The following is a 13,457-nucleotide window of genomic DNA, read 5'->3' on the forward strand; positions in this document are numbered from 1 at the left end:
TTGTATTACAGCAGGATTTCTGATTTTCTTTTCAGAAGCCTTGCGCCATTAATGATCATCAGAACTCCGGTAACAACCCCCGCTACTGCAGCAATAATACCAAGAATCAGACTGGAAACCCCTGTAGCAGACATAGTCTTATATATTTTTTCATTCATGGTCAAAACCTCCTTTTATTCTGCGCCATACTGCTGATAATATGCGTCAATGGAAGCTTTCAATGTATCATCAATGATCACTTTTCCTTTATATTCTTTGTTGTACAGATGCTCTACCACCTCTGCCATGGTAACAATGGCAGTTGTCTCAAGTCCGTATTTCTCCTGGATTTCTTTTAAAGCGCTTTTTGTTCCCTGACCACGTTCCATACGGTCTACAGATACAACCAGACCGATGGGATTTACATCGCCCTGTGCCTTGATAATAGGAAGTGTTTCCTGGATAGATGTGCCTGCAGTAGTAACATCCTCAATGATCACCACCTTGTCCCCATCCTGGATCGGACTGCCAAGAAGGATTCCTTTATCTCCATGATCCTTTACCTCTTTACGGTTTGAACAATAACGGATATCCTTCCCGTATTCTTCGCTAATAGCCATAGTAGCTGCTACTGTAAGGGGAATCCCCTTATAAGCAGGCCCGAACAGTACATCAAAATCCAGTCCGAACTTGTTATGGATGGCTTTTGCATAATACTCTCCCAGCTTGCGAAGCTGTGCGCCTGTTCTATAAAATCCGGTATTTACAAAGAAAGGGGTCTTTCTTCCTGATTTTGTAACAAAATCTCCGAATTTCAGCACATTGCAATCAATCATAAATTCAATAAATTCCTGTTTGTATCTTTCCATAGCAATCTGATTCCTCCATATTATTCCACACATCCAATGATCTCACCAAGATCCTGGATCTTCTGTTTTTCCATAAATGCCTGTATCCCTTCTGCGATCTGGATCGTAGCATAAGGGTTAAAGAAATTAGCAGTACCTACCGATACGGCAGTTGCACCTGCCATCAGAAACTCAATGGCATCCTCTGCTGTGGCGATCCCTCCCATACCGATCACTGGGATCTTTACTGCATGGGCTGCCTGATACACCATACGTACAGCCACAGGCTTTACTGCAGGGCCAGACATACCGCCGGTCTTATTAGCCAGGGCAAATGTACGCCGGTTAATATCGATCTTCATGCCTGTCAGTGTATTGATCAGGGATATTACATCTGCGCCCCCTGCTTCTGCTGCTTTTGCCATTACCGTAATATCTGTTACGTTAGGACTCAGCTTCATGATCACAGGCTGGGCAGCATATTTCTTCACTTCTTTTGTAATAGCTTCCAAAGCCTTTGGATCCTGCCCGAAAGCAATACCGCCTTCCTTCACATTGGGGCAGGAAACATTGATTTCCAACATATCCACCGGCTCACTGGCCAGCCGTTCCACTACTTGGCAGTAATCTTCCACAGACCTGCCACATACATTTACAATAATCTTTGTATCATAATTCTTAAGGAATGGGATATCCCGCTCACAGAAAACATCGATTCCCGGATTCTGAAGGCCTATGGCATTCAGCATGCCGCCACAAGTCTCTGTTACCCTCGGCACCGGATTCCCTGGCCAGGGCACATTTGCCACTCCCTTAGTCACCACTGCCCCAAGCTTGTTCAGATCCACAAACTCACTGTATTCACTGCCGGATCCGAAGGTTCCGGAGGCAGTCATTACAGGATTCTTAAGTTCCACCCCAGCCAGAGTCACTTTTGTATTGATCATAATTCTACCTCCGTACTGAGAAATACAGGTCCATCTTTGCATACCCGCTTATTATGCACATGGGAATGGTCATCCACTTCTGTAGACTGGCATACACAGCCGAGACATGCTCCTACACCACAGGCCATACGTTCTTCCATGGAGATCCAGCAGGGAATCTGATGCTCCAGCGCGTACGCTTTAATAGCTCGAAGCATAGGCTTTGGTCCACAAGCAAAGATCACATCTGCTGCAAGCTGCTCTTCTCTGACAGTATCCAGAACATTTCCTTTGGTACCGGCAGAGCCATCCTCTGTAGCCACGTAAAGCTTTCCATAATCTTGAAACTCTTTATCAAGAAACAGCTGATCCCTGTATCCCAGTACAGCTGTCACATCTGCCTCTGTCTCTTTTGCAGTCTGAAGCATAGGTGGGATCCCGATACCACCGCCCATAAGCAGAACTTTTTTCCCTTTTGCTTCCCCCAGGGGAAAACCATTACCAAGAGGCCCAAGTACAGGAATGGTATCTCCCGGCTGTAATCTGGAAAACTCTTCTGTACCAGTACCTTGTCCTGTTACTCTGTAAACAAGTCTTAGCCTGCCCTTTTCCCTGTCGATCTGACACAGACTGATCGGTCTTGGCAGAAGCTTACTCTGATCTTTACAATACAGGGATACAAACTGCCCTGGTACTGCTTCCGAAGCAATCTCTTCTGTCTGGATCCACAAGCTGTATATATCTGTTCCTATGCATTCCTGGCTGACTACTGTACAGATTTCTTTTGTCTTTTTACTCATATGCTTTCCCCTATCTTCCCTCAAGCGCTGTACTAATATCCAGGATCATATCCTTCACAGCCTGACGGGAAGCCTGTGCATATCCCTCTTCACCAAAAGATGCATATTTCTCCTGCTTGTAAGCAGCAATGATTCCTCTGGAAGAGTTCACGATAGCGCCAAGTCCATCTTTGTTAAAGAAGTGAACCAGATCCTTGCCTTTACCGCCCTGTGCACCATATCCAGGTACCAGGATAAAGGTTTTCGGCATCAGCTTCCTAAGAACCTTGCCCATCTCCGGATAGGTTGCTCCTACGACAGCTCCAACATAGCTGTACCCCTCTTTACCAACAGCATCCTTGCCCCACTGATCCACCTTTTCGCCAACCCACTCGTACAAGGGGCGCTTATCAATGAGACGGTCCTGAAATTCTCCGCTGGAAGGATTGGATGTTTTCACAAGAACAAAAATACCTTTTTTCTCTTCCTTGCATACATCCACAAAAGGCTTTACACCATCTGTTCCAAGATATGGATTTACAGTAGCAAAATCTTCATCAAAACCTGCATAGGACTTTCTTCCAACCTGTACTTTGCCCAGATGTCCTACTGCATAGGCAGTAGATGTGGATCCGATATCTCCTCTTTTAATATCGCCGATCACCACAAGCCCTTTAGATTTGCAATAATCAATGGTTCTTTTGTATGCTACAAGTCCTGGAATACCAAACTGCTCATACATAGCAATCTGTGGCTTCACTGCAGGGATCAGATCATAAACCTCATCTACGATTCCTTTATTATACTGCCAGATTGCCTCTGCAGCCCCTTCCAAAGTCTCTCCGAATTCCTGGTAAGCATCTTTTTTGATCTGCTCCGGAATATAATTCAGCATAGGATCCAGTCCTACTACAATTGGTGCTCCTGTTTTCTTGATTTTGGTAATCAGCTTGTCAATCATGATCTTCCTCCTGGTAAATAATCTTTCCATCACACAGGGTGTAAAGAACCCTGCCCTTTACTTCCCATCCATCAAAAGGTGTATTCCTGCCTTTTGAAGCAAATTTATTCTTGTCTATCTTATAAGGATGCTCTATATCCACAAGGATCACATCCGCCGGATGTCCTTTCTGGATCGTGCCACAGTCCAAACCAAGGATTTTTGCCGGATTCAGGCACATCTTTTCCACAAGCTGGCCCAATGTAAGCACTCCTGTTTCCACAAGATGTGTATAAATCAGTGGCAGACTTGTCTCCAAACCTACAATGCCAAATGCCGCACTTCTCATAGATCCATTCTTATCCTCCTGGCTGTGAGGTGCATGATCTGTACTGATGGCCTGAATATATCCTTCCTTCAATCCTTCACGTAAAGCCTCCACATCCTCCTTCTTGCGAAGGGGTGGATTCATCTTATAATTAGAATCATCAGATGGAATATCATCAGATGTCAGGATCAGATGATGAGGGCACACCTCTGCGGTTACATTGGTGATCCCAGCCTCTGACAGTGCCTTCATCATAAAAGCTGTCCCCTTGGTGGAACAGTGGCAGAGATGCAGCCTGGCTCCTGTCTCGCATGCCAAGATAATATCCCTTGCAGCGATCACATCTTCTACTGCATTGCTAATGCCTGGAAGCCGAAGTCTTCTTGCATTCTCGTCATCATTCATACACCCGTTCCCACGCAGGTCAATATCTTCACAGTGATCCAGCACCGGCAGATCACATCTTGCTGCTATTGTCATGGCTTCTTTGCAAAGCTTTGCATCCATTACAGATTTACCATCTTCGGAAAGAGCCGGTACTCCTGCATCTGCCATTCCTTTAATATCAGAAAGCTCTTTGCCCTGTTCTCCTCTGGTCATGGCTCCAGCCTGCAGCACATGGATCTGTGAAAGCTGTGCAGCTTTATTTTGTACATACCTTACTCGATCCGGCTCATCAATCACCGGTGTGGTATTGGGCATTGTCACCACAGTAGTCACTCCGCCTCTGGCTGCAGCCCTGGATCCTGTCTCAATCGTTTCTTTATACTCCTGGCCTGGATCCCGGAAATGTACATGAAGATCAACTATGCCTGGCATTACCACCAGCCCATCCGCATCAATGACCCGATCCCCTGCATCAGCTTTTTGCAAGTTCTCGCCAATCTCCTGGATCACACCATCGTCCAGGTATAAATCCATCACTTTATCGGTATTTGTCGCTGCGTCGATCACACGACCGCCACGGATCAAAACACCCATTCAGATCTCTCCCTTCTGAGTTGCCTGTTTTCATTCCATTCACAGAGTTATTCCAAAATACTCTAAGTTACATAATACACGAAAAATACCATTTAATAAAGCCCTTTTTCTTATTAATCCTTGACATTTAGAAAAACCGGATATATAATCAAACCATGTCAGGGATTATTAATGTAAAATCATCACTAGTTTTTAGAGATTATATGATTACATGATATAGTCTGTAAAATCTGGTGATTTTTTTCGCCAGAACTGCTTTTAACTTTTTATTTTTATGGAGGTAACAAGATGAACAAGGGAACTGTAAAATGGTTCAACGCTGAAAAAGGTTACGGATTCATCACAGGTGAAGACGGTGCTGATGTATTTGTACATTTTTCCGCAATCAACGGTGAAGGCTTCAAATCTCTTGAAGAGGGTCAGGCTGTAACTTATGATCTTACCGAGGGAGCTCGTGGAATGCAGGCTGCTAACGTTACAAAATTATAATTAATTTTGTACCCTGTATACTATTGAGTACTGACCAACAGCAGAAAGAGAATTTTAATATTTTCTGATAGCAGCAAAAGTCTCCGGATTTCCGGGGACTTTTTGTTATCCGGGATACAAAAAATATATTGCATAAAAGCCAAAAAGAATAGTGGAATCGGCAGAAATCTCTGTCATATCCACTATCCTTTATAATTTCGTAATTGTTCAGTACTTTCACAATTAAAACTTTATTCGCATTACAGCCTGTATCAAAGCTCTGCTGGTATTGCTGCTATCCGATCAGCAGGCAATTATCATTCTGCATCAGCAGCGTCAGTAGCGATCCCGGAAAGGTAATCATCCAGAGCGGAAGTATCCATCTCAGTATTTACCACTACTTCTTCTTTGCCTTCATTTACCTTGCTGTATACAGAAAATCCGATCCATACAACTGCAACTATACAAAACGCAAGGGCAATCAGCTTCTCAAGACGAAGAACCCTTTTTTCTTTTTTCATGATTTTTTCACGGTTCGCTTTTTCAGCTTTGTAAGCATCCACTTTTTTCTGGCTCATAATCTATCTCCTTTATATGCTCACTGCAAAATATTATTTCTGCATATTATAGCACACTCTTAAAGAAAAGAAAAGCCTCAAACCTTATACAACAACAATAATCCCGCCATCATTGGCATACATACTGCTGACTCCCGCAGTATCCAGAACCAGGATCTTCTTAAGGTTCATTTTTTCCTCAAGAGCCTCCTTCAGCATCTGGGCACGCTGTGCACAGTTGCAATGAGAAATAGCCAATGTCCGATTTACACTGTCTGTGGTTACTTCCTGAATGTGTTCTACCATCTTCACAAGAGCCTTATTCATACCTCTTGCCTGGTCAAGCTGACATATGGTACCTTCCTGAGTAGCACCCATCACAGGTTTGATCTTCAGTGCTGATGCAACCAATGCCTTCACCCTGCTAAGACGCCCGTTCTTACGAAGAGTTTCAAGATTCTCAAGTACAAAAAAAGTATTCTGCTGTGAAATATAATGTTCTACCGTATCGATCGTTTGCTTATAGTCCATCCCCTTTTCTTCACATTCCTGGATCTTTAATGCGATCAGGGTTTCTCCAACCGATGCAGAACAAGAATTAAATATATGGATCTTCTTGCCTGGATGCTTTTCTTCCACCAGACTTCTTCCCAGCATTGCACTGTTATAGGATCCGCTCAGCTCAGCTGATAAAGTAACGCAATACACATGATCCGCATCGCAGTCGAAAGCCTTCCTGTATCGTTCCGGTGATGGGCAGGCTGACTTTGGACATTCCGGACAATCAGCCACCTTTTTCAGAAAATCCGCCTGGTCAAAAGTACTATCATCTATGATATTCTCATTTCCAACAGTCAAAGTAAGAGGGACAGATTCAAATCTGGTATCCTGCTTCCATTCATCTAAAAGTTCTCCGCAACTATCTATCACAATCTTATAGCTCAATTATATCGTCCTCTTTTCCATAATATGTAGTATTGAATACCACATCTATATTAGCATATCATATTGTATTTGAAAAGTCTTTTTAGAAAACTCTATCCTTTTTTTTTATTTTCGTTTATAATGATGTGGGAATAGGTATCTTACATATTATGAAACAGAGGATTTTCAATGATTGCTTTAAAAATAACAGATCTTCGAGATTTTACGAACAAACTATTTATAAGAGAAGTATTTGATTCATTCTGGTTGAACCAGGCTGAGATTACAACTTATAATACATTTTCTATTGATGGGAAACTGCATACAGATTTTCTGGACAGTGACCAGCTTCAGATACTCCAGAAAAGTGGGCGCACCTACTCCCTTTGGAAAGAAACAAGACCTTTCTGCTGGTCCGTGATCCGTGGCAAACGCACGCCTCTTTCTTTCAAGATCGTTCTTCAGCTGTCCAAAACTCAGACACAGGCTCTTGCGGCTCAGGCCAGCCTTTCTGCTGCCCCTTCTGCCATCAGTGGACTTTATCTGAATCTTCAGTTCAAAAACAAAATCCTGCTATGTACAACAGGGACAGCTTTCAACACATTTATTCCAGACAAACGTCTGGAACAGTTATGGGACGGTATGGTACTGGACTTTTTTTCCCAGCATCAAATCATATTTGAAGAGATGTAATCTCCGGAGTCAGTTTCGCCATTCCGACTCCTGTTTCAGCTCTTCTTCATCCTTTGTCATCTTTCACATATGCTTTGTCAGATCTGCTCTTTCAGATAATATGCCAACATATCGACAAACTCACTGTTTGTAGGTTTATACTCTAAAGTGTAACCTGCAATTTCCTGTATCTTTTCACGGTTGTTCTCCCAACATATATTAATAACGGTACGTATATCATGCTCCACATTTACAGGTGTGGACTTAAATTTCCGTGCCAGACAGGGATATACATCTTTCGTGATCCGTACAGGCTTTTCTGCGAATCCCATTGACAATTTCACTGCTTCTGCAACAAAATAATAACCTTTATACTTTGAAGTAGCTCCAAGTGTTCTAATCAAGCCGTAAACCTTTCTCATAACTCTCCTCCTGTAAAACAATGTTTCCTTTACTTCTTACCTTGGTTCACACAGTGATACAATACGGCTTTTCTTACACTTTTCTGGATTCTATCTGAAAGAATCATCTGAATTACAACAATAACCCATTAATATTATACACAACAACTCCGGAAAAATATATATATTTTTTATAATTTTTTTTCAAGTCGAGCTTGCTGTTACTCACCACCTGAAAAAAGCGGGAATCTTCTCGACTGAGATAAAAAAAATCGCTGTCTCTGGTACAGATATAATATATCTTGTACCAGACAGCGACCTTCTTACGGCTTTATTAAGCTTCTGCCAGTTTCAGCAGAATATCATTGCTTCTCTTAACAAATTTTGTCATTTCTTCTGGTGAAAGCTGTTTATGGCTCATCATTGCCAGATCATACAGCTGTTCACAGATCATGGATGTATTCTCCCCATCTGTATGCTCTGCCACATACTGTACCAGCGGATGGTTTGCATTCAGGATTAGGGTTTCCTGACCTCCAAACATGGACGGATCCATGCCATACATATTATACATTTTCATCATATCCTGCATACGGCGGCTTTCCTCAGACAAAGTAACCATTGCTGCAACACCCGCATTTTTCAGCTTTTCAACCTTTACTTCCAATTTATCTTTCTTAAGGCTTGTACGGAAGATATCTGTCAGCTTCTTTACTGTATCTTCGTCAATGGCAGCATCTTCTTTCATTTCTTCAGAAAGGTCTGCATCAATTCTCTTAAACTGTACATGCTCATCTTTCTGCTCCAAATGAGTGATAAACGGAGCATCAATATTATGTTTCATGATCACAGCATCTTTGCCTGCTTCACGGAACATATTGATATACTGGCTCTGCTGGATCTCATCTGTCACATAAAAGATCGTTGTCTTTTCCGGCTCTTTCTTATCATCAGAAGTTTCTTCTTTCTTCTCTTCTGCTTCTTTTGTATCTTCAGCCTTCTCTTCAACATTCTGATCTTTTTTATTTTCTTCAATGCAGTCCTTCAATGTAAGATATTTTCCGTCAATATTCTTGAACAGAATGTAATCATGCATTTTATCTGCAAATTTATTATCCTTAATGCAGCCAAATTTAATAAATGGACTGATATCATCCCAGTATTTCTCATAGGATTCTCTGTCTGTCTTACACATACCAGTCAATTTGTCTGCAACCTTTTTGGTAATATATTCAGAAATTTTCTGTACAAATCCATCATTCTGAAGTGCTGATCTGGATACATTCAGAGGCAGATCCGGACAATCGATCACACCTTTCAGTAAAAGCAGGAACTCTGGAATCACTTCTTTAATATTATCAGCAATAAATACCTGATTATTATAAAGCTTGATGGTTCCTTCGATAGAATCATACTCTGTATTGATCTTCGGGAAATACAGGATACCTTTTAAGTTAAAGGGATAATCCATATTCAGGTGGATCCAGAACAATGGCTCCTTGTAGTCCATAAATACAGTCCTATAAAACTCTTTGTATTCTTCCTCTGTGCATTCATTTGGATGCTTCATCCACAGTGGATGGGGATTGCTTAAGGATACTGGACGTTTGTTAATCTTTACCTTATCCTTTGCAGGAGAAACTTCGACAACCTCTTTCTCTCCTTTATCATTTTCTTTCTCTTCAGTCTTAGCATCTTCATGAATATGCTCAACAACTACATCATCCTCACGAAGCTCTGACTCATCAATGGTTTCGTACTCCTGCTCCTGATTTTCCTTAGCAAGATAAATATTTACCGGCATGAAGGAACAATATTTCTGAAGTACTTCACGCATACGATATTCATTGGCAAATTCTACGCTCTCTTCATTCAGGAACAGTGTGATCTCTGTACCAACTGTTGTCTTATCCCCATCCTGCATATCATATTCTGTACCGCCATCACATGTCCAATGTACAGCTGTGGCGCCCTCTTTATAAGAAAGAGTATCAATATGAACCTCATCTGCAACCATAAATGCAGAATAAAATCCCAGTCCAAAATGACCGATAATCTGATCATCTGTAGTCTTATCCTTATACTGCTCCAGGAACTGGGTAGCGCCTGAAAAGGCTATCTGTGTAATATACTCTTCTACTTCATCTGCAGTCATACCAAGACCATTATCAATAAACTTCAGGGTCTTCTTTTCCGGATCTACAATAATATGGATCTCCGGCTTGTAATCATCCGGCAATGTATACTCGCCCATTACATCCAGTTTCTTCAGCTTCGTCACTGCATCACAGCCATTGGAAACCAGTTCCCTGACAAAAATATCATGATCAGAATATAACCATTTCTTTATAATTGGAAAAATATTGTCACTGTTAATTGATAAACTACCATGCTTTTCAGCCATGTAGATCACTCTCCTTTGATTTTTACTCTTATGCAATATATACTAATACTCTTCTTTTCAAAAGTCAAGAAAAATTTAGCACTCATGCAAGTTGAGTGCTAACAGCAGGCTTTGTTTCATAAAACAGCAGGCTTTTTAGGGAATAATAAGCTTCCCTAAAAAGCCTGCTGACAACATCACTATATTATGAAATCATTTTTTCTTTTTTCTGTAAACAACTACACCAATGATGCAGATCACTGCAACCACCAGAATAATCACAAATGTCATGATCGGTGTGTTATCACCGGTACGTACTGCATTTTTCTGGTTAGCATCTGTACGGTTCGCTGCCGGGGTAAGATCCTGGCCATCTGCCTGTGAAACATTGAAGTTGACCTGCTTAGCATCCTGTGCACCTGTATTTACCCAGTTACTTCCATCGTATTTCTGCTGATTGAATACAACTGTCATAGTATAGCTTCCTGCCTTAGCCATTCTGAATGTAGCTGAATAAGGAGCCTGCTCCCACTTTCTTTCTTCAAGAACCTTCCAGCTTGCCGGAATATATCTGGTATCTCCGGTTCCAGGATCGGTATTATTCATACCTGCACCATTTGCTGTGACGGTGATCTTGGTCGCTGTAGTATAAGCTGCGTTAGGATCAATCCCTGCAATAGTATTTCCGGATGGGTCTGCAAGCACTGCAGAACGTCCATTCACACTTACTTTTGCAGAAACAATAGTGCTGATCTGATCAGGATTGGTCACACCACTAGGTAATGTCACTGTTCCCTTTACAGTAAATGTCTGTGCATCTGTACTGTCCGGATCATAAGAGCTGCCATTTACATCCCATTTAACGGATGCTTTCATCTTTCCATTTGTAGTACTGATGACAACAGTCTCAGGAAGCTTCAGAGCCTTAGCGGATTTCTTCGTACCATTGGCAAGCCCTGTAATTTGAGAAGGTTTGGTAATCCCTGTCAGTTTAACCTCTGCTTTTGCAACTGTAAGGATTGCCTTTACACTTGTCTGGGAATTATCGCTTGCTACTACAATATCCTGATCAAACAGTCCTTCTGCAAGACCTGTCTTAGGTCTTATAGTAAAGGTTGCACTCTCACCTGGTGCAAGTGTCACTGCTGAAAGAGCACCCACCTCAAAATCACCGCCTGTTGGCTGCTTCAGATTGATGGTTGTATTACCTTCATTCTTTACAGTAACTGTGCCAGCCTGTGGTGCTTCTGTATAACCGGCTTTCACAGTACCAAAATCAACTATGCTGGGATTTACAGATAATCCAAATACATCTGCCGGTGCCACCGTCAAAGAAAATGTATATGTGAATACAACATTTCCGTCATTCAATACAGACACCTGACCTGTATAGGTACCAGCTTTCAACCCCATCTTCGGCTGAACTGCCAGAATAGCAGACTCCCCACCTGCTATAGAAGCCTGTGAAAGAGCTGCAGTAAATGCATTCTGTCCTGCCTCATCAAGAACAGCTGTCAGATTCGCTGCTGCATTTCCTGAATTGCTTACTGTAACAGACTTTGCATCTGGTGCTGCTGCATATCCTTCTTTTACAGAATCAAATGCAAGAGTACTTCCGCTTGCCGGATCTGCTGCCAGACTCGCTGCTGCCGGTGCATTCACTGTAAGGGATACAGGATAGGTAGCAAAATCCACTCCATTAACCTGTACAGTCACATTACCGGAATAAGTACCTGCTGTAAGACCAGCTACTGGCTGAACTGTCAATACTGAAGATTCCGTTGCGCCTACTGCTAAGGTATCTGCTGAAAATGCTGCTGTAAAAGCTGCCTGTGCACCTGCGTCAAGCACTGCCTTAAGCTGTGCCTCTGCTGTGCCTGCCTGATTGCTGAAGCTTACAGTCTTCCCTGCTGGAAGTTCTGTATATCCTGCTGTAACAGGATCAAATGTAAGGGCTGTTCCTGCAGGCACGTCTGAAGTCACAGAAGGTGCCGGATCAGTTTTCTGCTGATCCTGTGGTGCATTTGTATCCTCACCATTTCCATCTGTTACCTGAGCTGCTTCATTCACTGTGAAATCTGCTTCAAAGGAAGCCTGTGCACCTTCCTCGGTAGTATAGGTGATCGTGTCCTTATAAATACCAGCCGGTATACCCTCTCTTGGCTGAACCCATACATTTACAGATTCCCCTGCTTTCAAAGGCTCTGTAATATCCTGTACCATAAAGTGCTCTGGTGAAACACTGGTGAAATTCAAATCGCCTGTGCCTGTGTTAGTAATAGTCACATACTGCTCACCAGGAAGCTGTGTATATCCTGCCTCTGCACTGCCAAAATCAAGTACACCAGTGCTGTTATCCATAGATACTTCTGCACTGTATGTCAGTTCCGGAGCATCTGCATCTGTAGTCTCCGGAATATTAAGAGTCTCTTCATTATTGATCTGGATCGCACTGTTGTCTGTATCTGCCGGAATATCCTGGGCAGCTCCCGTAGTGCCGTCATCAGAAGCCTCTGGAATATTTGTATCCTGGGTATCTCCTCCAGCCTCCGGGATGTTTGCATCCTGGGCATCATCCCCAGCCTCTGGAATGTCTGTATCCTGGGTATCATCCCCAGCCTCCGGAATATTTGCATCCTGGGTATCATCCCCAGCCTCCGGAATGTCTGTATCCTGGGTATCACCCTGAACATCTACGTCTGCGTCTGAAGCACCCTCGCCTGCAGCCTCCGGAATCTGTACATCCTGCTGCGTAAGGTCATCTTCATTATCCTCATCCGGAGCAGGAGTCTCACCCTCTGCCACAACCTCCACACTAAGTGCCTTTAATTCACCTGTAAAACCAAGTTCTTCATTTCCTGTGATCTTAAGCTGGATCCTGTTGCCCATATCTTCCTGTACCAGGGTGTACGTTTTCTCTTTACCCACCTCAGTCAGTTCATCTCCAGTCTTTCTTGACCACTGGAATGTAACATCCTCGTCTGTAATCCCTTCAGGAATTACCTTTTTATACTCTGCTCTGAGCACACTTCCCACAGAAGCTGTTCCTTTGATCTTCAGCTTTCCATCAAGCTTCACAGCCTGTGCTTCCGATGCAAATACAAGTGACGGAAGTAACGAAAGAGCCATAAGCATTGCCATTAGAACAGATAAAATCTTTTTGGGTTTCATATGCCATCCTCCTTTACATTTTATGTCCGGCAAATCATATCACTAATTCTGATCCGGATATATCTGCTGTTTTATTTTCTATATGTATTATAGCAGACTT

General features: G+C 42.6%; 13 protein-coding genes. 2 read left to right on the forward strand and 11 right to left on the reverse strand.

Annotation, left to right across the window (positions count from 1 at the left end):
• Nucleotides 1–5: 5 nt before the first annotated feature.
• From AB5916_RS10630 to AB5916_RS10655, 6 genes are read right to left on the reverse strand one after another with little or no spacing between them, the layout of a single operon-like run.
• The gene (locus AB5916_RS10630) at nt 6–158 is read right to left on the reverse strand and encodes a hypothetical protein (protein ID WP_368190735.1); all 153 of its coding nucleotides are present in this window, start codon (nt 156–158) and stop codon (nt 6–8) included.
• A 15-nt stretch (nt 159–173) separates the two neighbouring features.
• The gene (gene pyrE / locus AB5916_RS10635; RefSeq protein ID WP_173726549.1) at nt 174–848 is read right to left on the reverse strand and encodes an orotate phosphoribosyltransferase; all 675 of its coding nucleotides are present in this window, start codon (nt 846–848) and stop codon (nt 174–176) included.
• 20 nt (nt 849–868) lie between these two features.
• The gene (locus AB5916_RS10640) at nt 869–1,774 is read right to left on the reverse strand and encodes a dihydroorotate dehydrogenase (RefSeq protein ID WP_158420669.1); all 906 of its coding nucleotides are present in this window, start codon (nt 1,772–1,774) and stop codon (nt 869–871) included.
• Entirely contained in the window at nt 1,771–2,553 is a 783-nt protein-coding gene (locus AB5916_RS10645) for a dihydroorotate dehydrogenase electron transfer subunit (protein ID WP_368190737.1), read from the reverse strand. Before AB5916_RS10645 ends, AB5916_RS10640 begins: the two co-directional genes overlap by 4 nt.
• A 10-nt stretch (nt 2,554–2,563) precedes the next feature.
• A complete protein-coding gene (gene pyrF, locus AB5916_RS10650; protein ID WP_158420667.1) occupies nt 2,564–3,493 on the reverse strand; it encodes an orotidine-5'-phosphate decarboxylase in 930 nt (309 codons plus the stop codon).
• Nucleotides 3,486–4,781: a dihydroorotase gene (locus AB5916_RS10655; protein ID WP_158420666.1), complete on the reverse strand. Its 1,296-nt coding sequence runs from the start codon at nt 4,779–4,781 to the stop codon at nt 3,486–3,488. Before AB5916_RS10655 ends, pyrF begins: the two co-directional genes overlap by 8 nt.
• 288 nt (nt 4,782–5,069) lie before the next feature.
• On the opposite strand from AB5916_RS10655, the gene AB5916_RS10660 reads away from it, so the two are divergent.
• Nucleotides 5,070–5,270: a cold-shock protein gene (locus AB5916_RS10660; protein ID WP_008705499.1), complete on the forward strand. Its 201-nt coding sequence runs from the start codon at nt 5,070–5,072 to the stop codon at nt 5,268–5,270.
• A 296-nt stretch (nt 5,271–5,566) separates the two neighbouring features.
• On the opposite strand, the gene AB5916_RS10665 is transcribed toward AB5916_RS10660, so the two are convergent.
• Together AB5916_RS10665 and AB5916_RS10670 are read right to left on the reverse strand one after the other, a co-directional pair.
• Nucleotides 5,567–5,827 (reverse strand): hypothetical protein, encoded by a 261-nt coding sequence (locus AB5916_RS10665; protein ID WP_158420665.1) that lies wholly within the window; start codon nt 5,825–5,827, stop codon nt 5,567–5,569.
• Nucleotides 5,828–5,911: 84 nt separating this feature from the next.
• Entirely contained in the window at nt 5,912–6,751 is an 840-nt protein-coding gene (locus AB5916_RS10670) for a DegV family protein (protein ID WP_158420664.1), read from the reverse strand.
• Between the two features lie 168 nt (nt 6,752–6,919).
• On the opposite strand from AB5916_RS10670, the gene AB5916_RS10675 reads away from it, so the two are divergent.
• Nucleotides 6,920–7,423: a DUF5721 family protein gene (locus AB5916_RS10675; protein ID WP_173726463.1), complete on the forward strand. Its 504-nt coding sequence runs from the start codon at nt 6,920–6,922 to the stop codon at nt 7,421–7,423.
• Nucleotides 7,424–7,500: 77 nt separating this feature from the next.
• Here AB5916_RS10675 and AB5916_RS10680 read toward each other — a convergent pair whose 3' ends face one another.
• The 3 genes from AB5916_RS10680 to AB5916_RS10690 form a co-directional block, all read right to left on the reverse strand.
• Nucleotides 7,501–7,824 (reverse strand): sporulation initiation factor Spo0A C-terminal domain-containing protein, encoded by a 324-nt coding sequence (locus tag AB5916_RS10680; protein ID WP_158420662.1) that lies wholly within the window; start codon nt 7,822–7,824, stop codon nt 7,501–7,503.
• 313 nt (nt 7,825–8,137) lie between these two features.
• The gene (htpG, locus tag AB5916_RS10685; protein ID WP_368190740.1) at nt 8,138–10,207 is read right to left on the reverse strand and encodes a molecular chaperone HtpG; all 2,070 of its coding nucleotides are present in this window, start codon (nt 10,205–10,207) and stop codon (nt 8,138–8,140) included.
• A gap of 192 nt (nt 10,208–10,399) precedes the next feature.
• Nucleotides 10,400–13,357, reverse strand: coding sequence for a hypothetical protein (locus AB5916_RS10690; RefSeq protein ID WP_368190741.1), 2,958 nt, complete (start codon nt 13,355–13,357; stop codon nt 10,400–10,402).
• Nucleotides 13,358–13,457 lie beyond the last annotated feature (100 nt).

The sequence above is a fragment of the Blautia sp. 1033sp1_1033st1_G9_1033SCRN_220408 genome, from assembly GCF_040929965.1.
GTDB lineage: Bacteria > Bacillota > Clostridia > Lachnospirales > Lachnospiraceae > Blautia_A > Blautia_A ammoniilytica.